The organism is Flavobacterium sp. RHBU_3 (assembly GCF_046613565.1).
Lineage (GTDB): Bacteria > Bacteroidota > Bacteroidia > Flavobacteriales > Flavobacteriaceae > Flavobacterium.
Map to the genome: position 1 here is coordinate 76,795 of NZ_JBKJHC010000012.1, position 20,564 is coordinate 97,358.

General features: G+C 40.0%; 22 protein-coding genes. 11 read left to right on the plus strand and 11 right to left on the minus strand.

The genetic code is table 11. From position 1 onward, the window contains the following. Window positions 1-2 precede the first annotated feature (2 nt). From argB to ACLI1A_RS16165, 7 genes are read right to left on the minus strand one after another with little or no spacing between them, the layout of a single operon-like run. Window positions 3-788 (minus strand): acetylglutamate kinase, encoded by a 786-nt coding sequence (argB, locus tag ACLI1A_RS16135; RefSeq protein WP_411409712.1) that lies wholly within the window; start codon window positions 786-788, stop codon window positions 3-5. Continuing rightward, window positions 775-1,728: an N-acetylornithine carbamoyltransferase gene (locus ACLI1A_RS16140; protein ID WP_411409713.1), complete on the minus strand. Its 954-nt coding sequence runs from the start codon at window positions 1,726-1,728 to the stop codon at window positions 775-777. Before ACLI1A_RS16140 ends, argB begins: the two co-directional genes overlap by 14 nt. Window positions 1,729-1,731: 3 nt before the next feature. Then, the gene (locus ACLI1A_RS16145) at window positions 1,732-2,247 is read right to left on the minus strand and encodes a hypothetical protein (protein WP_411409714.1); all 516 of its coding nucleotides are present in this window, start codon (window positions 2,245-2,247) and stop codon (window positions 1,732-1,734) included. Between the two features lie 3 nt (window positions 2,248-2,250). After that, the gene (locus ACLI1A_RS16150; RefSeq protein ID WP_411409715.1) at window positions 2,251-3,381 is read right to left on the minus strand and encodes an aspartate aminotransferase family protein; all 1,131 of its coding nucleotides are present in this window, start codon (window positions 3,379-3,381) and stop codon (window positions 2,251-2,253) included. A gap of 59 nt (window positions 3,382-3,440) precedes the next feature. Next, window positions 3,441-4,418, minus strand: a complete 978-nt coding sequence (argC, locus tag ACLI1A_RS16155) for an N-acetyl-gamma-glutamyl-phosphate reductase (protein ID WP_411409716.1) — start codon at window positions 4,416-4,418, stop codon at window positions 3,441-3,443. After that, window positions 4,411-5,607, minus strand: coding sequence for an argininosuccinate synthase (locus ACLI1A_RS16160; protein WP_411409717.1), 1,197 nt, complete (start codon window positions 5,605-5,607; stop codon window positions 4,411-4,413). The genes argC and ACLI1A_RS16160 overlap by 8 nt, the downstream gene beginning before the upstream one ends. Further along, the gene (locus ACLI1A_RS16165; protein WP_411409718.1) at window positions 5,600-6,238 is read right to left on the minus strand and encodes an N-acetyltransferase family protein; all 639 of its coding nucleotides are present in this window, start codon (window positions 6,236-6,238) and stop codon (window positions 5,600-5,602) included. Before ACLI1A_RS16165 ends, ACLI1A_RS16160 begins: the two co-directional genes overlap by 8 nt. A gap of 572 nt (window positions 6,239-6,810) precedes the next feature. Between ACLI1A_RS16165 and ACLI1A_RS16170 the strand changes: the two genes are divergently transcribed. Beyond that, window positions 6,811-7,620: a lysophospholipid acyltransferase family protein gene (locus ACLI1A_RS16170; RefSeq protein ID WP_411409719.1), complete on the plus strand. Its 810-nt coding sequence runs from the start codon at window positions 6,811-6,813 to the stop codon at window positions 7,618-7,620. 25 nt (window positions 7,621-7,645) lie between these two features. Here ACLI1A_RS16170 and ACLI1A_RS16175 read toward each other — a convergent pair whose 3' ends face one another. The 3 genes from ACLI1A_RS16175 to fahA all read right to left on the minus strand — a co-directional run bounded on the left by ACLI1A_RS16175 (window position 7,646) and on the right by fahA (window position 10,332). Next, window positions 7,646-8,170 (minus strand): ankyrin repeat domain-containing protein, encoded by a 525-nt coding sequence (locus ACLI1A_RS16175; RefSeq protein WP_411409720.1) that lies wholly within the window; start codon window positions 8,168-8,170, stop codon window positions 7,646-7,648. Between the two features lie 61 nt (window positions 8,171-8,231). Beyond that, on the minus strand, window positions 8,232-8,831 hold the full coding sequence (locus ACLI1A_RS16180; RefSeq protein ID WP_411409721.1) for a T6SS immunity protein Tdi1 domain-containing protein: 600 nt from the start codon (window positions 8,829-8,831) through the stop codon (window positions 8,232-8,234). Between the two features lie 217 nt (window positions 8,832-9,048). Next, window positions 9,049-10,332 (minus strand): fumarylacetoacetase, encoded by a 1,284-nt coding sequence (fahA, locus tag ACLI1A_RS16185; RefSeq protein WP_411409722.1) that lies wholly within the window; start codon window positions 10,330-10,332, stop codon window positions 9,049-9,051. Window positions 10,333-10,453: 121 nt separating this feature from the next. Here fahA and glyA point away from each other — a divergent pair, with 121 nt between their 5' ends. The 3 genes from glyA to ACLI1A_RS16200 all read left to right on the plus strand — a co-directional run bounded on the left by glyA (window position 10,454) and on the right by ACLI1A_RS16200 (window position 12,886). Next, a complete protein-coding gene (gene glyA, locus ACLI1A_RS16190) occupies window positions 10,454-11,728 on the plus strand; it encodes a serine hydroxymethyltransferase (protein WP_411409723.1) in 1,275 nt (424 codons plus the stop codon). A 64-nt stretch (window positions 11,729-11,792) separates the two neighbouring features. After that, a complete protein-coding gene (locus ACLI1A_RS16195; protein WP_411409724.1) occupies window positions 11,793-12,368 on the plus strand; it encodes a Crp/Fnr family transcriptional regulator in 576 nt (191 codons plus the stop codon). A 71-nt stretch (window positions 12,369-12,439) separates the two neighbouring features. Beyond that, window positions 12,440-12,886 (plus strand): hypothetical protein, encoded by a 447-nt coding sequence (locus ACLI1A_RS16200; RefSeq protein WP_411409725.1) that lies wholly within the window; start codon window positions 12,440-12,442, stop codon window positions 12,884-12,886. On the opposite strand, the gene ACLI1A_RS16205 is transcribed toward ACLI1A_RS16200, so the two are convergent. Beyond that, on the minus strand, window positions 12,887-14,080 hold the full coding sequence (locus ACLI1A_RS16205) for a serine hydrolase domain-containing protein (RefSeq protein WP_411409726.1): 1,194 nt from the start codon (window positions 14,078-14,080) through the stop codon (window positions 12,887-12,889). 207 nt (window positions 14,081-14,287) lie between these two features. Here ACLI1A_RS16205 and ACLI1A_RS16210 point away from each other — a divergent pair, with 207 nt between their 5' ends. The 7 genes from ACLI1A_RS16210 (at window position 14,288) to ACLI1A_RS16240 (ending at window position 20,558) form a co-directional block, all read left to right on the plus strand. Next, complete coding sequence (locus ACLI1A_RS16210; protein WP_411409727.1) at window positions 14,288-15,130, plus strand: 1,4-dihydroxy-2-naphthoyl-CoA synthase; 843 nt, start codon at window positions 14,288-14,290, stop codon at window positions 15,128-15,130. Window positions 15,131-15,255: 125 nt separating this feature from the next. Then, a complete protein-coding gene (locus ACLI1A_RS16215; protein WP_411409728.1) occupies window positions 15,256-15,855 on the plus strand; it encodes a PH domain-containing protein in 600 nt (199 codons plus the stop codon). Further along, window positions 15,827-17,329 carry a PH domain-containing protein gene (locus ACLI1A_RS16220; protein WP_411409729.1) on the plus strand — a complete coding sequence of 501 codons (1,503 nt, stop codon included), beginning with the start codon at window positions 15,827-15,829 and terminating at the stop codon, window positions 17,327-17,329. Before ACLI1A_RS16215 ends, ACLI1A_RS16220 begins: the two co-directional genes overlap by 29 nt. Window positions 17,330-17,398: 69 nt before the next feature. Then, on the plus strand, window positions 17,399-18,301 hold the full coding sequence (locus ACLI1A_RS16225) for a 1,4-dihydroxy-2-naphthoate polyprenyltransferase (protein WP_411409730.1): 903 nt from the start codon (window positions 17,399-17,401) through the stop codon (window positions 18,299-18,301). A gap of 137 nt (window positions 18,302-18,438) precedes the next feature. Next, window positions 18,439-19,113, plus strand: coding sequence for a metal-dependent hydrolase (locus ACLI1A_RS16230; RefSeq protein ID WP_411409731.1), 675 nt, complete (start codon window positions 18,439-18,441; stop codon window positions 19,111-19,113). Window positions 19,114-19,138: 25 nt separating this feature from the next. Continuing rightward, complete coding sequence (locus ACLI1A_RS16235; RefSeq protein ID WP_411409732.1) at window positions 19,139-19,489, plus strand: four helix bundle protein; 351 nt, start codon at window positions 19,139-19,141, stop codon at window positions 19,487-19,489. 31 nt (window positions 19,490-19,520) lie between these two features. Continuing rightward, complete coding sequence (locus tag ACLI1A_RS16240) at window positions 19,521-20,558, plus strand: o-succinylbenzoate synthase (protein ID WP_411409733.1); 1,038 nt, start codon at window positions 19,521-19,523, stop codon at window positions 20,556-20,558. Window positions 20,559-20,564 lie beyond the last annotated feature (6 nt).

The following is a 20,564-nucleotide window of genomic DNA, read 5'->3' on the forward strand; positions in this document are numbered from 1 at the left end:
CGTTACGCAGTAACCAGCGTATAAACGCTTTCTCCTTTCAGCATCTCAGGGCTGCCAATACCTATTTGTGTAACGCCTTGGTTAATAGCGTTAAAACAATTTTCCAGTTTTGGTAGCATACCCGAATGTATAATGCCTTGTTCGCGTAGTGTCTTGTAGGCGTCAAAAGTAAGGTTTTTTATCACGGTATCCTCATTTTCACTGTCCATAAGCACACCTTTTTTCTCAAAACAATACATTAATCTGACGTCAAAATACTTAGAGCAAGCCACTGCAACAGTACTTGCTATAGTATCGGCATTGGTGTTTAGCAATTGACCTTTGCCATCGTGCGTAATGGCACAAAATACAGGAACAACATTTTGTTCTACTAATACTTTTAGCAAATCAGCATTAACAGCAAGTACATCGCCTACAAAACCAAAGTCTACTACCGCATTTTTACGCTTTTCGGATAGAATAAGGTTCCCGTCGGTTCCGGTAAAGCCCATAGCGTTATTGCCTGATGCTTGTAATTGTGCAGTAACATCTTTGTTTATAAGTCCGGCATAAGTCATTACCGCCACATCAAGCATAGGTTTGTCGGTAATACGCCTGCCTTCATGGAATACCGCAGTTATACCAAGTCCTTCAGCGGTTTTGGTTGCTATTTTACCGCCGCCATGCACCAGTATTTTATAGCCTTCAAGCACTGCAAAATCAGCAAGAAATGCTTTAAGCGCAACAGGGTTGTCTATTACGTTACCGCCAATTTTTACCACGGTAAGCTCTGGTTTATTTTCCGCCATCTTCAAGGATTTTGGTTATAATTGCCTGTGCTGCCCATGTACGGTTGTTTGCCTGTTGAATTACAATAGAACTATCGCTATCCAGCACGGCATCAGATACTATCATGTTACGGCGTACCGGTAGGCAGTGCATAAACTTACCGTTATTAGTGAGTGCCATTTTTTCGGGAGTAATGGTCCACGACGGGTCTTTGCTGGTTATTTTACCGTAGTCTATATAGCTGCTCCAGTTTTTGGCGTAGATAAAATCTGCATCCTTAAATGCTTCATCCTGATTGTGGGTAATGGTTACACCCTCAGTAAACTCAGGGTTTAGTTCATAACCTTCAGGATGGGTGATTATAAAATCCACATCGGCTTTCTTCATCACTTTTACAAATGAATTCGGTACCGCGTGCGGAAGCGCCTTAGGGTGTGGTGCCCATGTAAGAACTACCTTGGGACGATCTTTGGTTTTATGTTCTTCAATAGTAAGCGCATCGGCAACTGCCTGAAGCGGGTGTTCTGTAGAACCTTCAAGGCTAATCACCGGAACCGAAGCATATTTTTTAAACGCACTGATTACATACTCTTCTTCATCTTTTTCCTTATCCTTAAGGGTAGGGAAACTCCTAATGGCTATAATATCACAGTACTGCGATACCACCTGTGCGGCTTCCTTAATGTGTTCGCTGCTGGCACCGTCCATTACTACGCCGTCTTCAAATTCCAGCGTCCAGCCTTCGGTATTAAGATTCATTACGATAGGGTGCATGCCCAGGTTCAGCGCGGCTTTTTGCGTACTGAGCCTTGTCCTTAAACTTGGGTTAAAGAACAGTAACCCTAAGGTTTTGTTTTTACCAAGTTTCTGGTTGGCAAAGGGGGCAGCCTTTACGGCTTTTGCCAAAGCTACAAGCCCGTTAAGGTCTTGTATGTCATCTACCGATGTGAAGTTTTTCATTTTTTAATTATAAAGATTTTCTGAAGCCAGTTTCAATGATGTTAAGTAGTCGTTATCAAACTCGATCTGTCTGATTTTATCAAGTTTAAATACTCTGTTTTCTCCCCATTTTCCTTTTAAGTCAATCCATAGCAAAGTTATCTGCGATTCGTCAATAGCGATAAGTTTGCCCGGGTATATCGCGCTGTTAGATTTTTTTGAAAACGAGAACAAGCCATATTCGTTATTTAAAAATTCAAACATTGCTTTAGTATTTTCTAAAGGTATTTTTTTACTGATAGACGGTAGAAGGCTTTTAAGTCTTATTACCTGTTCGGTAAATATTTCATTTTCGTCCCGGTAAACGCCTTCAATATTTTTGTTTGCAACAATAACATAACCGTCAACAATAAAGTCCGAAGGATTGCTTTTCAGTAAAATCCAATCTTCAGAATAATTAAGAAGAAAACCCGAAACAGGTTCTTTCTTATCTGTAAACTCAATAGTTATGAGTGAATTATGGTATTGACTTAATTTCATGGTTTAATTTTTTAACGCATTTTTAAGTCCTGCGAAGAATACATCCACATCGGCTTTTGTAATAGAAAGCGGAGGAAGTATGCGCAAGAGGTTCTTCTGCGAGGCATTTCCGGTAAAGATATGCTCGTTGTATATCAGCTTTTTGCGAAGCTCGGTAACGTCAAAATCAAACTCAAGGCCCAGCATCAGTCCACGTCCTTTAATGTTTTTAACTTCAGCTATTTCAGTTGCTTTTTCTTTAAAATAAGCACTGATTTCGTTTACGTTATCTATCAGGTTTTCTTTCTCGATTACATCAAGAACAGATAACGCTGCCGCACAAGCCAGATGGTTACCACCAAAAGTAGTACCCAGTAGACCATACTTTGCTTCGAACTTAGGCGAAATCAGTATGCCGCCAATAGGGAAGCCGTTACCCATACCTTTCGCAAGACTGATTACATCCGGAGTAATGCCGTGCCACTGGTGTGCAAAGAACTTACCGGAACGGCCGTAACCGCTTTGTATCTCATCCAGGATAAGCACTACGTTATTGTCATTACAGGCTTTTTCTATGGTTTTAAAGAACTCAGTAGTAGCCTGGTCAAGACCACCTACACCTTGTATACCTTCTATGATAACACAGCTCACATCGCCTTTGGCAATTTCTGCATTAAAGGCAGCTTCGTCATTTAACGGTAGGAATACTACTTCATGCCCTGCATTTACCGGAGCGACTATCGATGGATTATCGGTAGCGGCAACCGCAGCCGATGTACGTCCGTGGAATGCTTTTTTAAACGCTATGATTTTCTTTTTCCCGTTGTGGAAAGAAGCAAGTTTCAGCGCATTTTCGTTTGCTTCGGCACCCGAATTACACAGGAAAAGTGTAAAATCAGCATAACCCGAAAACTCCGGTAGTTTTTTACCAAGGGCTTCCTGTATAGGGTTTTCTATGGAGTTAGAATAAAATCCTATTTTGGCTACCTGCTCGCTTACTGCCTTTACATACTCAGGGTGTGAGTGCCCGGCAGAAATTACACCATGGCCTCCGTAAAAATCCAGGTATTCCTGGCCTTTGTCGTCCCAAACTTTAGCGCCCAGCGCTTTTACCGGGGTAATGTTATATATAGGGTATACGTTGAATAAACTCATTTTCTTTTTTGTTCAAAGTTTAATGTTTAAAGTTGTCCCCCCTTCGGGGGCTGGGGGGCTTAAAACCCTGCCGCCTTCAGCTTTAATCCTGTGGTTTCTTCCAAGCCGAACATCAGGTTCATATTTTCAATGGCCTGTCCGCTAGCACCTTTTACAAGGTTATCTATTACCGATGTTATCAGTATGTTTTTGCCGTGCTGCTCAAGGCTGATAAAGCAGTTGTTTGTTTGTAAAACCAATTTCATATTAATACTACTCGTAGTAACTTTTACAAACGGTTCGCTTGCATAATACTCGCTAAATATTTTTACAACCGATTCAAAATCAGTAGTTAATTTAGTATACAACGTAGCAAAAATACCACGTGCAAAATCGCCACGGTTAGGAATGAAAAGTACTTCATCGTCAAAGCTGTTTTGTAGCTGTTGCAAACTTTGTACTATTTCACCCAGGTGCTGGTGGTTAAATGCCTTATAGTGGCTCATGTTGCCCATCCTCCACGGGTGGTGCGACGTAGCTGACGGCATAACACCTGCGCCCGTACTGCCTGTTGTAGCGTTAACGTGAACAGTATCGTTTAGCAATCCATTTTTAGCCAATGGTAGCAGTGCCAACTGTATCGCGGTAGCAAAACAACCCGGATTGGCTATGTATTGTGCTGATTTTATAGCATCACGGTTTAGTTCCGGAAGGCCATAAACAAAGGTCTTGCCATTAAATGCAGCGTCTTTAGTCAAACGGAAATCATTACCTAAATCGATAATCTTGGTATCGGCAGAAAAGGCATTGGCTTGCAGGAACGCGAGTGACTTACCATGCCCAAGGCATAAGAACACCACATCAACATCAGGGTTTACCGTATCAGTAAAGTTAATATCCAGCGTACCGTAAAGATCTTCGTGTACCGATGCTACCGGACTTCCGGCATTAGTAGTGCTGTACACAAAGTTTATAGAAGCCTCCGGATGATTAGCAAGCAACCGTAAAAGTTCGCCTGCTGTATATCCTGATCCTCCTATGATGCCTATATTAATCATATTGCTCTTTGTTTACGTGTGCGTAAATGTTTTGCGCATTACCCACAATTTTTATAAAGCCTTTGGCATCGTCTGCTGTCCAGGCGTTATTAACTTCGCCATACTGACCAAAACCTGAGTTCATTAAGTCGTGTTCCGACTCAATTCCATCTAATGAGAAGTGGTACGGTTTCAGGCTTACGGTTACAGTTCCTGTTACTGTTTTCTGAGTATCTTCAAGGAAGGTCTCTATGTTACGCATTACCGGGTCAAGGTATTGCCCTTCATGGAACAGCATACCGTACCAGTTGCCCAATTGCTCTTTCCAGTACTGCTGCCATTTGCCCAACGTGTGTTTTTCAAGCAGGTGGTGTGCTTTGATGATGATAAGCGGAGCAGCAGCTTCAAAACCCACACGGCCTTTAATGCCGATGATGGTATCGCCCACGTGAATATCACGACCAATGGCAAATGCCGATGCAAGCGCTTCAAGCTTTTGTATGTTTGTGGCAGGTTTTTCAAATTCACCATTTATCCCTACAAGTTCTCCTTTTTCAAAATGAAGGACAACTTTTTCAGCCTCTGTCTTTTGTAGTTGCGATGGGTAAGCCGAATCGGGTAGGGGTTGCCCTGAGGTAAGCGTTTCTTTACCGCCTACGCTGGTTCCCCAGATACCTTTATTTATAGAATATTGTGCTTTTTCCCAACTGTACTCTACACCGTTCTTTTGAAGGTATTCCACTTCTTCCTGACGTGTTAATTTCAGGTCGCGGATAGGAGTAATGATGGTCATTTCAGGAGCTATTGTTTGAAATACCAAGTCAAAACGGATTTGGTCGTTACCGGCACCGGTACTACCATGAGCAATAGCTTCTGCACCGGCTTTCTTGGCATAACGCACCGTTTCCAATGCCTGGAACACACGCTCTGCACTTACCGAAAGCGGATAGGTGTTGTTTTTAAGTACATTGCCATATACAAGGTATTTAATGGCTTTTTCGTAGTACTTGTCTATAATATCAAGGTTAAGGTGGTTAGCGCTGCCCAGTTCGTAAGCGCGCTTTTCTATGGCCTGCAACTCTTCTTCGCCAAAGCCACCGGTATTAATAAGTATGGTATGAACTTCATACCCCAGTTCGTTCTTTAGGTACTTAAGGCAGTACGAAGTATCTAAACCTCCGCTGTATGCCAAAACCACTTTTTTACTCATTGTCTTTCTCTTTTTTAAGGAAAAGTGCCTGCTTTATACTTTTCAGTCGGGCTAACACTTTCTGATTAAAATCGTATTTGGAATCTTCTTGTTTATTCTTTTTTGCGGCAGGATCGTATAGCATCCCGGTACAAAGGCACATTTTGTACTCTTTACGCTGTAGTATGTCGTAGTTATTACAGCCGCTGCACCCTTTCCAGAAAGAAGGATCATCGGTCAGCTCACTAAAAGGTACAGGTTTATACCCCAGGTCTGAGTTAATTTTCATAACAGCAAGACCGGTGGTGATGCCAAATATCTTAGCACCCGGATATTTTTCCTGGGAATAGTTAAATACACGTTCCTTGATTTTTTTTGCAAGGCCGTGCTGACGGAAATCAGGGTGTACTATAAGTCCGGAGTTGGCTACAAACTTACCGTGACTCCAGCTTTCTATATAGCAGAACCCAGCAAACTTACCGTCGCCTATAGCTATAACGGCGTCCCTGTGTTTCATTTTTTCAATGATGTACTCAGGCGTACGCTTGGCTATACCCGTACCGCGTTGTATTGCCGATTCGTACATGGTATCAACAATTTCCTGTGCGAACTTAAAATGCTCTTCGCCGGCTATTATAATAGATATATTCATTTCAACTTAAGAAATAAAGTATATAAAAAATCAATAAAATAAATAGGATAGTTTCGTAGGATACAGGCAGGACGGACCCACCCAAAAATAAAGCAGACCGTTACGGCCTGAAGCGCCTCGGGCTCAGGAAAGAATTAAGGTTGCTTATATAAGCAAGTTCCCCAATTACAGACGATGTAAAAACAGTTGTTGTTTTCAATTCTTTATTAAAATAAAAATGAACACTAATTGTGTAAGGGCGTTTCAGCTTTATTTACGGTTGCAAATGTAATTCATTTAAAAACATATAAGGTTAATTTTTCTTCAAAATTTATACGTTTTGCAAATACCCCATAAAAAAGCCCCCCGCCTTACTTATCCGTAGCATATTCTATACAAAAAGCGCTCCAAAAATATAGTGCGTGTAAATTTTATTGGTATTTATTTTAAAGTTAAGCGAAAACAAACCGAAATTAAATTTGCAAAAACACTCCTGTACGTATTGGTGTTGATAATGTAATGTTGGCATAACACGCTGGTGTACAGTAAAAGTATATTTGCCACATTAGAAAACTTTTATACACCTCAGGATTATGCTGATTACCAAAGAACAATTCTCTGAAGCTACCGGACTTTGTAAAATTCCACTACCATGGTTACCGTCTTATCTCATGAAAGTTTTGAAAATAAACGAATTAAATTCGGTTGTAAAAGAAGCAGGTGATCTTGAAGGTGCTGCTTTTTCAAGTCATATATTGCAGAAAATTGGTGTTAAAGTACATGTAGAGGATACCGGATTACAGAATATTCCGCTTGATGGTGCTTTTATAGCTATCGCAAACCATCCGTATGGCGGAATAGAGTCTTTGGCAATATTGTCTACAATTGCTGAAATGCGTCCCGATACGCTATACATGGGCAACTTCCTTTTGAAACAAATTCCAAACCTTGAAAAGAGTATTATAGCGGTAAACCCGTTCGAAAATATAAAGAATGCTTCAAGCATCAGTGGTTTAAAGTCTACATTCCAAACGCTTAAAGAGGGGACGCCTGTAGCAATATTCCCTGCCGGCGAGGTATCATCATATGATTTTAAAACGAAAAAGATTACCGACAGGGAGTGGCATCCTGCCGTTGGAAAAATAATCTGTAAAGCCGGGGTTCCTATCCTGCCAATATATTTTCATGGTAATAACGGTTTGTTTTTCAGTTTACTGAAATCCATTCATCCCATGCTGCAAACGTCTAAACTAATCTCTGAACTTTTTAATAAAAGGGGACATGTTTTAAAAATGACCATTGGGAAACCAATACTATTACCCGCTGAAGATACCAAAAACTTTAACCCTTCAGTATTACAGCAGCTTAGGGATAATTTGTATGCGCTTAAAAATCAGGAGTAAGCCTGGCGGTGTGTAATTTATGATTCTATCTTTTAAAATACCTATCTATCAGATTTACCACATCCATGTTTTTAATATCTTTTAACGCATAGTCATAGGCTGTAAATGTGGTTCTCCGTTCTCTTTTATAATTTTCTTCGACGAAAGGGTCGCCGCCATGCTTTAAAAGAAGCTCTATTAATTCTAAATTTTCAGGATGATCTTCTACGGCTTTAGAGATGGCCGACTTTTCAAATTTATTTTGGTGGTGTATATCAGCGTCTTTTTCGAGCAGCAGTTTTGCAAGCCCTGTATTACCTGCGATGCTGGCATAGATTAAGGGTGTAAACTTTCCGGGGTCAGTTACATTAACATCAGCGCCTTTTTCTATGCAGTAGGTTGCTATTTCGGTATTATTGTGCAGAGTAGCCACTAATAAAGCCGTTCCCGTCCGTTCTATATAATAATCAACACCCAGCAAATCAATTAGTGATTTGGCTTCATCATTCAGGTTTTTTTTGATTGCAAATCTTAAATCAATGGCTTTTTCTTTTTGTTCCGGTACATTCATATATTATGGTTGGTTTGATTGCATAAAAACTCTAAAAGTAAATATTGATTTGTTTGGGGTTCTATAATAACTGAGACAAAAACTCCAGGTTTTCCTTAATTTTTACCTTTTGCAAGTTGGCAAGCTTTTCATCACCGCCCAGCGCCAGCGCGGGTACAAATGTGTAGCACTCATCGGGTGCCAGTGGGGCTTTTTTAAGCGCTTTGAGTTCTATCTTGCCATAGCAGTCTTCTTTCCAGAAACTGTCTGATGCGATATTAAACTCAATAAAAATTTCAAAATTGGTACTGGCTACAGATATTTTAGAGGTATGGGTGTTTAAGTAGGTTATAGTATCGCCAATGTCTAATTTTTCAAATAAAAATAAATTGCCCAGATTTTTCCTCGCAAAAGCTATTGCATCCCGGGAAACACCTGGAAATTTTCTTGCTACATTGTTGTATTCTTCAGGGTTTATTAACCAAAATAATCCCTGCCTGTATTTACACAATCCATAGTTTACCCATAAGTAATTGATTATGTCATCTTTACCTCTATTAATCACAAATACACCTTTGTATTTCTCTATAATTTCCTGAGGAATATTACTGTATTTTTCCCCTTCCCCTGAACGCTTAAAAAACTGTTGGGCAATAATTTCAACTTCATTAGTCTCACTCATAAGTTGATGGTTTGGTTTCTCCAAAACTACAATACTTTCTGAAAGCCCGATATTTTTTTGCAGGAAAATTCCTTACGATGCTTTGGCAAAATTAAAATAGGGCAGGGTTGTGGTTACCGATGCAAAATTACAACACAATATTACACAAAGTACTGTAGCTATTTCTTTAGTAATTTTTTTAGGTAAAAAACGCTCCATTTAGGAGCGTTAATATCTTTTACTTCTTATAAACCGGTGGTAATAATTTGCTACTTACTTCACCAAAGCCTATCCTAACCGTATCATTTTGACAATATCCTCTCATAATTACGGTATCGCCATCGTTTATAAACTTACGTTCGGTGCCGTCTTTTAGGATAAGTGGGTTTTTACCGCCCCAGGTAAGTTCCAGCATTGAGCCAAAACTGTCCTCAGTAGGGCCAGAGATGGTACCGCTACCCATAAGGTCGCCACTGTTTACACGGCAGCCGTTTATGGTGTGGTGTGCCAGTTGCTGCGCCATGCTCCAGTACATATATTTAAAGTTACTGTTGCTTATTACGGTTTCTTCAGTTTCTTCCGGTTGTATGGCTACCTGTAGGTTAATATCGAAGGCGTGAGCGCCTTCTTGTTGCAGGTATTCCAGTGGTTTAGGGTCTTGCGTAGGGCCTTCGGTACGGAACGGCTCAAGCGCATCAAGTGTTACAATCCACGGCGAGATTGATGATGCAAAGTTTTTGGCAAGGAATGGCCCCAGTGGCACATATTCCCATTTCTGTATATCGCGTGCGCTCCAGTCGTTAAATAATACCATACCAAATATGTGGTCTTCAGCTTCTTCTACTGGTACGCATTCGCCCATAATGTTAGCATCGGTGGTAATAAACGCCATTTCAAGCTCAAAATCTACCAACTTACTCGGTCCGAACACCGGCTGGGTTTCACCATTTGGCAGGGTTTGCCCCAGTGGCCTGTGTACAGGAATACCAGATGGAACTATAGTAGATGAACGCCCATGGTAGCCCACAGGCAGGTGCAGCCAGTTTGGCAACAGTGCATTATCAGGGTCGCGGAACATTTTGCCTACATTGGTGGCGTGTTCCTTGCTGCTGTAAAAATCGGTATAGTCGCCTATAAGTACCGGTAATTGCATTTCTACATCGGCAACATGGAAAACCACAACATCCCTGTGTTTTTTATTATCACGCAGTGTAGCGTTATTCTCGTCAAATATCTCAGCTATGCGATTACGCACCAGTCTCCATGTTTTTTTACCGTCGCTAATAAAATCGTTTAGCGTATCCTGCATAAACATATCGTCGGTAAGTTCTATACCTTCAAAGTAATTAAGCTGTTGCAGGGCGCCCAGGTCTATAGCATAGTCGCCTATACGGGTACCTATGGTCACCACATCATCTTTAGTGATAAACACACCAAAGGGAATGTTTTGTATTGGGAAATCGCTGTCTTTAGGTACGTTAAGCCATGATTTTCTTGTCGGATCGTTTGCAGATATTGGCATATCGTTGTATTGTGTTATTTGTATGTGTTAATGTTTTATCTTTTTACCAAATATACTTTTGTCTGATTTTAAACCAAACGTTTTTTGTACTTTTGACAACAAATTAACGAAAAATTATACAATGCAACGCGACGAACAAATTTTCGATTTAATCCTTGAGGAACAGGACAGGCAAATACACGGTTTAGAACTTATTGCTTCTGAGAACTTTGTAAGCGAACAGGTAATGGAAGCAGCAGGTTCTGTACTTACAAATAAATATGCTGAAGGCTATCCGGGCAAGCGCTATTATGGCGGTTGTGAGGTAGTAGACGTTATAGAGCAGATAGCTATAGACAGGGCAAAAGCGCTATTTGGTGCCGAGTATGCAAACGTACAGCCACACAGCGGATCTCAGGCTAATGCTTCTGTATTTCATGCGTGCCTTAAGCCGGGTGATAAAATTCTTGGTTTTGATCTTTCTCATGGTGGTCACCTTACTCATGGTTCGCCTGTAAACTTTTCGGGAAGACTTTACCAAACTGCTTTTTACGGTGTAGAAAAAGAAACAGGTCGCCTAAACTACGATAAAATCCAGGAAATAGCTACTGCCGAAAAGCCACAGATAATTATCGCCGGTGCTTCTGCATACAGCCGCGATATGGATTTTGCACGTTTCCGCGAAATAGCTGATAGCGTAGGTGCTATCCTTCTTGCTGATATATCTCACCCTGCCGGCCTTATTGCCAAAGGGCTTATGAACGACCCAATTCCTCATTGCCACATTGTAACTACTACAACGCACAAAACCCTTCGCGGGCCACGTGGCGGTATGATACTTATGGGCAAGGATTTTGAGAACCCATGGGGCCATAAAACTCCAAAAGGGGAGGTGCGTATGATGTCGGCACTTCTTGATCTTGCTGTATTCCCTGGTAACCAGGGCGGGCCACTGGAGCATATTATTGCTGCTAAAGCTGTAGCTTTTGGCGAGGCACTTTCAGATGAGTTCTTCCGTTATGCAATGCAGGTGCAAAAGAATGCCAAAGTTATGGCTGATGCCTTTGTAAAACTTGGTTATGACATTATTAGTGGTGGTACTGATAACCACATGATGCTTATTGACCTACGTAATAAGAATATTACCGGTAAAGAGGCTGAAAATGCACTTGTAAAAGCAGAAATCACTGTAAACAAGAACATGGTTCCGTTTGACGATAAATCGCCATTCATTACTTCAGGTATCCGTGTAGGTACTGCAGCCATAACGACACGTGGCCTTGTAGAAGCCGATATGGAAACTATAGTAGCCCTTATAGATAAGGTTATTACTAACCATACTAACGAGGAAGTGCTTGAAGAAGTAGCTGATTCTGTAAACGAAATGATGAGCGAAAGGCCTATCTTCGTATTCTAAAAAATAAAATATAATGCCGGCCCTCAATCATAAAAATTGAGGGCCTTTTTTACCACCAACCATAATGCAACAATTACAAGAACTTAGAAAAGCAATTGAGAATTATTTCCCAATTGATGAAGAAGCGTGGAGCCTACTTGAACCTACGCTGGAAATCACAAAAATTAAAAAAGGTAGCCAGCTGGTTAAAGAAGGTGAAACCGAGGATAGTATTTACTTTTTGGTTTCAGGGATAACCCGTAACTTTTTTATACGGAATGATAAGGAATATACCATAGAGTTCCACTTTCAAGGAGAGTTTGTTACCGGTTATTATTCTATTATTACCGGAGAGCCCAGTATAATTACAGTAGAAACACTTACAGATACTGAGGTGGTGCTTTTTCCGTTCGACATTATCCGTTCTAATTATCTTGAAAATGTAAAAGCAGCAAATTTTGGCAGGATAATAGCCGAAGTGCAGTATACTAAAAGGCTTAAAAAAGAAATGGATTTATTGTCTTTAACTGCAGAGGAACGTTATTCAAAACTATTGCAGCAACGCCCGGAACTTGTAAAGAAAATCTCTGTAAAACATTTGTCATCTTATTTGGGCATACAGCCTGAAAGCCTGAGTCGTATCCGAAAAAGTTATATTTAAAAAGCTAACAAACATCATTTCAAAGGGAAAAATATTAATGCATCTTTGCATTGACCCCAACGACCCGGAAAATGAAACCTTTTATCCTACTTCTTACAGTTTATATCGTAAGTATCTTGGCTTTTTATATTGCTACAGGCGATTTTAATACAACCTTCAGCGGAAGGCTGGCACTAAGTGTTATGCTAATTTTTACAGCTATAGGCCATTTCAAGTTTACTGCCGGTATGGTGCTGATGGTACCTGACTTTGTTCCCCAGAAAAAACTCCTGGTACTCCTTACCGGCATATTTGAAATAGCCTTTGCTATGTTAATAATGATAGCAGCTACACGCTATTATGCGGCACTGGTATTACTGGCTTTTTTGATAGTAATATTCCCTGCTAATATAAACGCCGCGTTTAAAGCTGTAAACTATGAACAGGCTAACTTCGAAGGGCCAGGGCCTGCATATCTGTTTTTTAGGATACCTTTACAATTCGTGCTGCTGTTTTGGGTATATATCTTTTGTTTGTAATTATTCGGCGGTATCTTCTTTATCCGGCTTTATAGGATAATCGCCAAACTGGGTAGACAGCTTCCATATTTTATAAGGCTTGTACGAAAAACGGTTGCTAAGGGCTATCATCGTTACAGTATCTTTCTTTAAAGTAACGTAACTTGTAGTATTACCATGCCACCAGCCGTTGTGGTAAAAGAGTTTTTCACCGCTTTCCCATTCGTGCATTCGTATGCCCAGGCCATAATTGCGTTCGCCTTTGTGCTCATAACTGTATCCTTGAAAAACCTGTTTAAGCAATTTAGGATTCAGGAATTTTTTAGAATAGGTAGCTAAGTCAAACTTTAGCATATCACGTGGGGTAGAGTATATGTTCTTATCCCCGTATACATTATCTAGAAAATCATATCCATACAGTACTCCATTTCCTTTGTATGAGAATGAGGCTGTATCCTTATCACGCTCATAATCGAAAACATAGCTGTGTTTCATGCCCAGCGGTTCAAAGATCACCTCGCGCATTACATCACGGTAATTTTTGTGGGTTATTTTTTCTATAACCAGTGCCAGTATTACATAATTGGTATTACAGTAGCCAAACTTTTTATCGGGTTTAAAATACAGGTCAAATTTGTGTTCAGCCAGAAGATTTAATACATCCTGGTTATTCATCATATGACGATCCCAAATGGCACGGTCATCTGCAAAATAAGCATAGTTAGGCAATCCGCTTCGGTGGTTAAGCAGCATTTTTATACTGATTTCCTCATACGGAAATTCCGGCAATATACTGTTTACTTTTGCATCAAGGTCGAGCTTACCAAGGTCAATTAGTTTAAGCACTACAGCTGCCGTAAGCACTTTGCTTACAGAAGCAAGGTGTAGGGGAGTATCTTCGTTTATTGAGCGTTTTTCGCGTATGTTAGCGTAACCTCCATATTTTTCAAACAGTATTTGTCCGTTTTTGGCTATCAATATACCTCCGCTTAAGTCATCCTTTGGCCAAATCTTATTATAGTATTGCTGCGCTGCGAAGTGTTTGTCGTTTTTGTATGCATCGCTTACTTTGCCAAACTTTATTTTAGGTGGTGTTATATGCAGTACAGTATCGGGCTTGTTATCTTCCTGATTTTCTGCGATTGACTTGCCTTCCTGTTTGCAGGACACCAGTAAGCCAAGTAATATATAGGGTGTGTATTTTAGAATCTTCATGTTTTCGTGCCAGGAGTCAAACCGCAAATATATATAATCAATACATTTTTTTACAATTTCTAAAGAAGCCTTTAACATTTAAAACTGTTAATTTATTCTACCAAATACTATAACTTTTTGAAATGCAGTTGCTTTACTTTATGATATTTTTTTATTGCTCCGGCAAAATAAAAAATGCCTAATTTTACAGGTAAATTTTTAAGACCAATGGATAAAATTAACTGGCAGACAGTAAGGGAATACGAAGACATTACCTATAAAAAATTTAACGGCGTGGCACGTATCGCCTTTAACAGGCCTGATGTACGTAACGCTTTCCGACCTAAAACTACTTCAGAACTATACGATGCATTTTATGATGCACAGGAAGATACTTCTATAGGCGTAATTCTGCTTTCGGCAGAAGGTCCTTCAAGCAAAGACGGTATTTACTCGTTTTGTAGTGGTGGTGACCAAAAAGCCCGTGGACACCAGGGATATGTAGGAGAAGATGGTTACCACAGGCTAAACATACTGGAAGTGCAGCGCCTTATCCGTTTTATGCCAAAAGTGGTTATTGCTGTAGTACCGGGCTGGGCAGTAGGAGGAGGCCATAGCCTGCATGTAGTGTGCGATCTTACCCTGGCCAGTAAAGAACATGCTATATTTAAACAAACTGACGCGGATGTTACCAGTTTTGACGGTGGTTACGGATCGGCTTACCTCGCTAAAATGGTGGGGCAGAAGCGTGCCCGCGAAATTTTCTTCCTTGGTCGTAACTACAGTGCACAGGAAGCTTACGAAATGGGTATGGTAAATGCTGTTATCCCTCATGCCGAGCTTGAAGATACTGCTTACCAGTGGGCACAGGAAATACTTGATAAATCGCCTACATCTATAAAAATGCTGAAGTTTGCCTTTAACCTTACAGACGACGGTATGGTGGGGCAGCAGGTGTTTGCAGGTGAGGCTACCCGCCTTACTTATATGACCGAAGAGGCTAAGGAAGGACGTGATGCATTTCTTGAGAAGAGGAAGCCTAACTTCCGTAATATTAAGTGGATACCGTAATTGGTTATTGGTTATCAGTTGCTGGTTGTTGGCTTTACTCGGATAATTTTATGATTAAGCAATTCAGCCATATAGCTTCGAGTGAAGTTTCTATCAACTGACAACCAGCAACTATCAACTAAATAATGAACTTGCAAAATTTTAGTAACGAAACCATAGACACACTTCAGCTTCCGCAGTACCAGGATGCTGAGCTTACACCCGTGCATCCGCAGTACTTAAAAGTAGTGTGGTTTAATATAGCATTGGTATACGGCATTATAGCCATAGGGGCGGGTGTGGCCTTTTATTTTATAGAAGATATAAAGCCTTACTGGGTTTATATAATGCTTGGGTATGCTTTGGTATTGGTCACAAACATAATTGTACAGGTAATCAATTTCCGTAATAAAGGTTTTGCTTTCCGTGAGCACGATGTTATTTATCGCAGTGGTGCTATAAGTACTACAACAACGATTATTCCGTATACAAGGGTGCAGCACGTGGCAGAACACGAAGGTATAGTATCGCGTATGCTTGGATTGTCGTCTATAGAAATTTTTACGGCAGGCGGCGCGGGGAGCGACATTCGTATACCCGGACTTGAAAAAGTACATGCAGCTGCGGTAAAGAAGCTTTTGGTAGGTAAAATAGAAAAAGACACGCAAAAAAAAGTGGAGAAAGACCTATATACCGCAGCTACCGAGGATATAAACAATGAAAACACCCCGCCCGATGAAGTATGACTTTAGCAGGCCTCAACGGCAGTCGCTTATAGGTATACTTATTATGTCGGCCGATACGCTGCAAAGTAGTATCAGGGCGTTGTTTCCCATTGTAGTGGTATCACTGTTTCAGGAAAAGAATAAATATTATTATGTTGCCTTAGGATTAGTAATATTAGTTGCGGCATTGGTTTCCGGCTACTTTAAGTACCGTAACTTTACTTTTCTTATAGACGAACAAAATAGAGAGTTTGTAGTACGTAAAGGTATTTTTAGTAAGACACGCATAGCCATTCCGCTTAATAAAATACAACAGGTAAATATTAATCAAAACCTGTTGCAAAAGATACTTAAAGTACATGCATTACAAGTAGATACGGCAGGGAGCTCTAAAACCGAAGTAACCATAAAAGCAATTACCGAACGGTATGCTTTGGTACTGAAAGAACGTCTGCTGCTTGATGCTCCTGTAGAAGAAGATGAAACGGGAGAAATAGTCGAAAAAAAGCACAAGCCATTCATTACTATAAGTTTTGCGAGTTTATTAAAAACAGGGATAACCAGTAATTACATACGAAGCTTTGGTATACTGCTGGCGTTTTTTATTTCTACCTGGCAACATCTTGATGATTTTTTAAGGTTGAGTGATACCGATGCAAGTTTCCTTGATGAATACTTTAATACAGCATTTTTAATACGCTCTATAGCAGCTATTATTACGGTAGTATTGGTTTTAACGCTTTTAGTAAACCTTGGGCGTACTGTATTGCGTTTCTTCGATTTTAAGGTTACTAAAGAAGACAACGCGCTACTGCTTTCACATGGGCTAATTAATACTCGAAATACCATTATCCGACCAGAAAAAGTGCAGATATTAACGGTGGGACGCAACTTCTTTCAGAAGAAATTTAATATAAATGACCTGAAAATTAAGCAGGCATCCGATCTTGAAAAGAGTAACGACCGCAGTAAAATGCAAATGGAGATACCTGGTGTGAATAACGCTGAAAAAGATGCCTTGCTATTATTTTTATTGGAAAAGATGCCGGAAAAGGGATTTGAGGTAAAGCCAAACATACGTAAGGTGATTTTTGAGATATTCAAGTATATATTAATTCCGCTTGGCCTATTTTATGGGTACACCAAAATAATGCCCGAAGCTGGTAATGTAATAATTTTTGTACCATTTTATGTGCTGTTTGTGGGTATACTTATTTACTTTGCATTCAGGCACAGCAGGCTGTTTATTACGCCTGATTTTATTGTTCGTAAACGGGGAGCCTGGGATGTAGATAATGATATACTGATGCCACATAAAATACAGAGCATTAAGCTTCAACAGTTTTTTTGGCAAAAGTGGAGTGATGTAGGAGTCGTAAAATTATATACAGCAGGAGGACACATTAGTTTTGGGTTAGCTAACTTTACACAACTGAACCGCCTTGCGAATTACTGGTTGTATCAGGTGGAAACCACAGAGAAGGAATGGATGTAGTTTGTGGATGTGTTAATTTGTGAAGCATCATTTAAAATTTATAATTCAACATTTAAAATAATTAAAAAAATGTCTAATGCTAAAGCGTGGTTTGAGGCCGCACGATTAAGGACACTGCCTCTGTCGGTATCAGGAATACTGGTAGGGAGTTTTTATGCCATATCTCAGGGATATACAAATTGGGGAATATTGGCACTTTCATTAGTAACCACACTTGGATTACAAATACTTTCAAACTTTGCCAACGATTATGGCGATGGTGTAAAAGGTACCGATAACGAACACCGTATAGGCCCTCAGCGCGCCATACAAAAAGGCTCTATAACGGTAGCCGATATGAAAAAGGGTATCATTATAACATCGGTGCTTACATTGATTGCTGCTGTAGTACTGATATATGTATCTTTTGGTAAAGAAAATTTTGGTTACTCAGTGTTCTTTTTCCTGTTGGGATTAGCTGCAATAGCAGCGGCCATCAAGTATACTGTAGGCAGTGGTGCTTATGGGTACAGGGGACTTGGCGATGTATTCGTTTTCATATTCTTTGGGCTTGTAAGTGTTATAGGCTGTTACTTTTTGTACACCAAAGCTATGAACCCGTTAGTAATATTACCTGCTGTTTCGGTAGGTCTTCTGAGTGTAGCGGTACTGAACCTTAACAATATGCGCGACCAGGTGAGCGATGCCATGAGCGGAAAAAACACCATTGTGGTAAAAATGGGTCCTAAGGCCGCTAAATTTTACCATTATACAGTTATAGTAACTGCGTTAGCATTGACTTTGTTGTTTGCTATGTTAAACGATTTTAAGCCTGTACAGTACATCTTTTTAGTTGCGTTCATTCCGCTTGTACTGCATATTAAAACCGTTGTAAACAATACAGAACCGCGAAACCTGGATCCGGAACTTAAGAAAGTTGCGCTAAGTACGTTCCTACTTTCGGTATTGCTGTGTGTAGCAATGCAACTATAAAATTTATTTTAAATTTTGAATGATGACCAGAGCCTATAAAGCGAATTGAACGAAGTTAATTTTAAATGCGGTTGGCGCGGATAACCATATAATCGGATCACCGCATAACCGGGACAAATAAACAAATCCACATAACAATGAAAATTACTTTCTACGGACATGCCTCACTTGGCATTGAAACAAACGGAAAACACATTATTGTCGACCCTTTTATTACAGCTAACGAGTTGGCAGCTCATATAGATATTAATACACTTAAAGCTGATTACATACTGTTAACTCATGCTCATGGCGACCACGTTCTTGATGTTGAAGCCATAGCCCAAAACACCGGTGCTACCATAGTTTCGAATGCTGAAATAGCCACATATTACGGTAAAAAAGGCTTTAATGTACACCCAATGAACCACGGCGGTAGCTGGCAGTTTGACTTTGGTAAGGTGAAGTATGTAAATGCTATCCACTCAAGCCAGTTTCCAGACGGCACTTATGGTGGTAACCAAGGTGGTTTTGTAATTGAAGCCGACAAAAACATTTACATTGCCGGAGATACAGCCCTTACATTTGATATGAAACTAATACCAATGCGTACTAAGCTGGATCTTGCCATACTGCCGTTAGGCTCTAACTTTACTATGGATGCCGAAGATGCAGTAATCGCTTCAGATTTTGTAGAGTGCAATAATGTGCTTGGCTATCACTACGATACTTTCGGTTACATTAAAATAGACCACGAAGCTACTACCAAGCTTTTTGAAGATAAAGGAAAGAAACTTACGCTTCTTGAAATAGGAGATTCTATAGAATTATAAATTTCAAATTACGAATTACGAATTGATGAAAGAGAACGTTGTTCGCGATAAGAGTTATGCGTTTGCTATAAGAGTAGTAAATGCTTATAAATTTTTATGTGAACAACATAAAGAATACGTCCTTTCAAAACAGTTACTACGCTCAGGAACTTCAATAGGAGCTAACATAGAAGAAGCTATAGGTGCGCAAAGCAGAAAAGATTTTTTAGCTAAATTATCAATCTCTTATAAGGAAGCCCGTGAAAGTCAATATTGGATAAAACTCTTAAGAGATACAAATTATCTGTCGGGTGAGCAAAGCGAAAGCTTGCTCGAGGATGCAGAAGAGCTGCTTAGAATTATTGGCACTATACAGAAAACAATTCGTAATTCGTAATTCGTAATTCGCAATTTTTAATTAATAATTCATGACCGTTTCATATCAAAAATATACACTCAATTTTAAGCGCCCAAGTGGTACATCACGTGGTGTGATGACTACTAAGGAAACCTGGTTCATTATGCTTGAAGAAAACGGCAAAAAAGGAATAGGGGAGTGTGGTATATTACGCGGACTGAGTATTGATGACCGGCCGGATTATGAAGAAAAGCTACAATGGGTCTGTAAAAATATCCATCTTGGCGAGGCGCAGCTTTGGGAAGCGCTAAAGGAATATCCTTCAATACAATTCGGGCTCGAAACGGCTTTCCGCTCATTGGCATCAAACAATCCGTATGTACTTTTTCCGTCTGCTTTTACAGAAGGAGAGGAGGACATTACTATTAACGGGCTTGTTTGGATGGGCGATGAAGCCTATATGAAGCAGCAAATTGAAGATAAGCTGACACAGGGATTCAGTTGCATTAAACTGAAGATTGGTGCAATTGATTTTGAAAAAGAACTTAGTTTATTAGAGTTTATTCGCTCAAATTTTACCCCACAACAAATAGAGATACGTGTAGATGCTAATGGTGCTTTTACTGCAACAGATGCCTTACACAAACTAAACAAACTGGCTACTTATGTGCTACACAGCATAGAGCAGCCAATTCGTCAGCATCAGACTGATGCAATGGCCGAGCTTTGTAGCATAACTCCTTTGCCTATAGCGTTAGATGAAGAATTGATAGGTGTATTTGAATATTCAGATAAGGAAGCGTTGCTGCAAAAAATAAAGCCTCAATACATCATATTAAAACCAAGTCTCGTGGGTGGTATTCGTGGGTGTGATGAATGGATAGCTTTGGCTGAAAAACAAAACATTGGCTGGTGGATAACTTCTGCTTTAGAAAGTAACATAGGGCTAAATGCCATTGCTCAATATACCTTCACTAAAAACAATACTATGCCTCAGGGTTTAGGTACCGGTGCGCTGTACACTAATAATTTTGACAGCCCATTGGTTGTTAAGAACGGTAAACTATGTTACGATACTTCATTGCCCTGGAATGTAACTATATTTTAATCTCTT

Excerpts from the sequence above, each read along its gene's own strand:
- argB (WP_411409712.1), bottom strand. The coding sequence starts at position 788 with ATGGCGGAAAATAAACCAGAGCTTACCGTGGTAAAAATTGGCGGTAAC.
- ACLI1A_RS16140 (WP_411409713.1), bottom strand. The coding sequence starts at position 1,728 with ATGAAAAACTTCACATCGGTAGATGACATACAAGACCTTAACGGGCTT.
- ACLI1A_RS16145 (WP_411409714.1), bottom strand. The coding sequence starts at position 2,247 with ATGAAATTAAGTCAATACCATAATTCACTCATAACTATTGAGTTTACA.
- ACLI1A_RS16150 (WP_411409715.1), bottom strand. The coding sequence starts at position 3,381 with ATGAGTTTATTCAACGTATACCCTATATATAACATTACCCCGGTAAAA.
- argC (WP_411409716.1), bottom strand. The coding sequence starts at position 4,418 with ATGATTAATATAGGCATCATAGGAGGATCAGGATATACAGCAGGCGAA.
- ACLI1A_RS16160 (WP_411409717.1), bottom strand. The coding sequence starts at position 5,607 with ATGAGTAAAAAAGTGGTTTTGGCATACAGCGGAGGTTTAGATACTTCG.
- ACLI1A_RS16165 (WP_411409718.1), bottom strand. The coding sequence starts at position 6,238 with ATGAATATATCTATTATAATAGCCGGCGAAGAGCATTTTAAGTTCGCA.
- ACLI1A_RS16170 (WP_411409719.1), top strand. The coding sequence starts at position 6,811 with ATGCTGATTACCAAAGAACAATTCTCTGAAGCTACCGGACTTTGTAAA.
- ACLI1A_RS16175 (WP_411409720.1), bottom strand. The coding sequence starts at position 8,170 with ATGAATGTACCGGAACAAAAAGAAAAAGCCATTGATTTAAGATTTGCA.
- ACLI1A_RS16180 (WP_411409721.1), bottom strand. The coding sequence starts at position 8,831 with ATGAGTGAGACTAATGAAGTTGAAATTATTGCCCAACAGTTTTTTAAG.
- fahA (WP_411409722.1), bottom strand. The coding sequence starts at position 10,332 with ATGCCAATATCTGCAAACGATCCGACAAGAAAATCATGGCTTAACGTA.
- glyA (WP_411409723.1), top strand. The coding sequence starts at position 10,454 with ATGCAACGCGACGAACAAATTTTCGATTTAATCCTTGAGGAACAGGAC.
- ACLI1A_RS16195 (WP_411409724.1), top strand. The coding sequence starts at position 11,793 with ATGCAACAATTACAAGAACTTAGAAAAGCAATTGAGAATTATTTCCCA.
- ACLI1A_RS16200 (WP_411409725.1), top strand. The coding sequence starts at position 12,440 with ATGAAACCTTTTATCCTACTTCTTACAGTTTATATCGTAAGTATCTTG.
- ACLI1A_RS16205 (WP_411409726.1), bottom strand. The coding sequence starts at position 14,080 with ATGAAGATTCTAAAATACACACCCTATATATTACTTGGCTTACTGGTG.
- ACLI1A_RS16210 (WP_411409727.1), top strand. The coding sequence starts at position 14,288 with ATGGATAAAATTAACTGGCAGACAGTAAGGGAATACGAAGACATTACC.
- ACLI1A_RS16215 (WP_411409728.1), top strand. The coding sequence starts at position 15,256 with ATGAACTTGCAAAATTTTAGTAACGAAACCATAGACACACTTCAGCTT.
- ACLI1A_RS16220 (WP_411409729.1), top strand. The coding sequence starts at position 15,827 with ATGAAAACACCCCGCCCGATGAAGTATGACTTTAGCAGGCCTCAACGG.
- ACLI1A_RS16225 (WP_411409730.1), top strand. The coding sequence starts at position 17,399 with ATGTCTAATGCTAAAGCGTGGTTTGAGGCCGCACGATTAAGGACACTG.
- ACLI1A_RS16230 (WP_411409731.1), top strand. The coding sequence starts at position 18,439 with ATGAAAATTACTTTCTACGGACATGCCTCACTTGGCATTGAAACAAAC.
- ACLI1A_RS16235 (WP_411409732.1), top strand. The coding sequence starts at position 19,139 with ATGAAAGAGAACGTTGTTCGCGATAAGAGTTATGCGTTTGCTATAAGA.
- ACLI1A_RS16240 (WP_411409733.1), top strand. The coding sequence starts at position 19,521 with ATGACCGTTTCATATCAAAAATATACACTCAATTTTAAGCGCCCAAGT.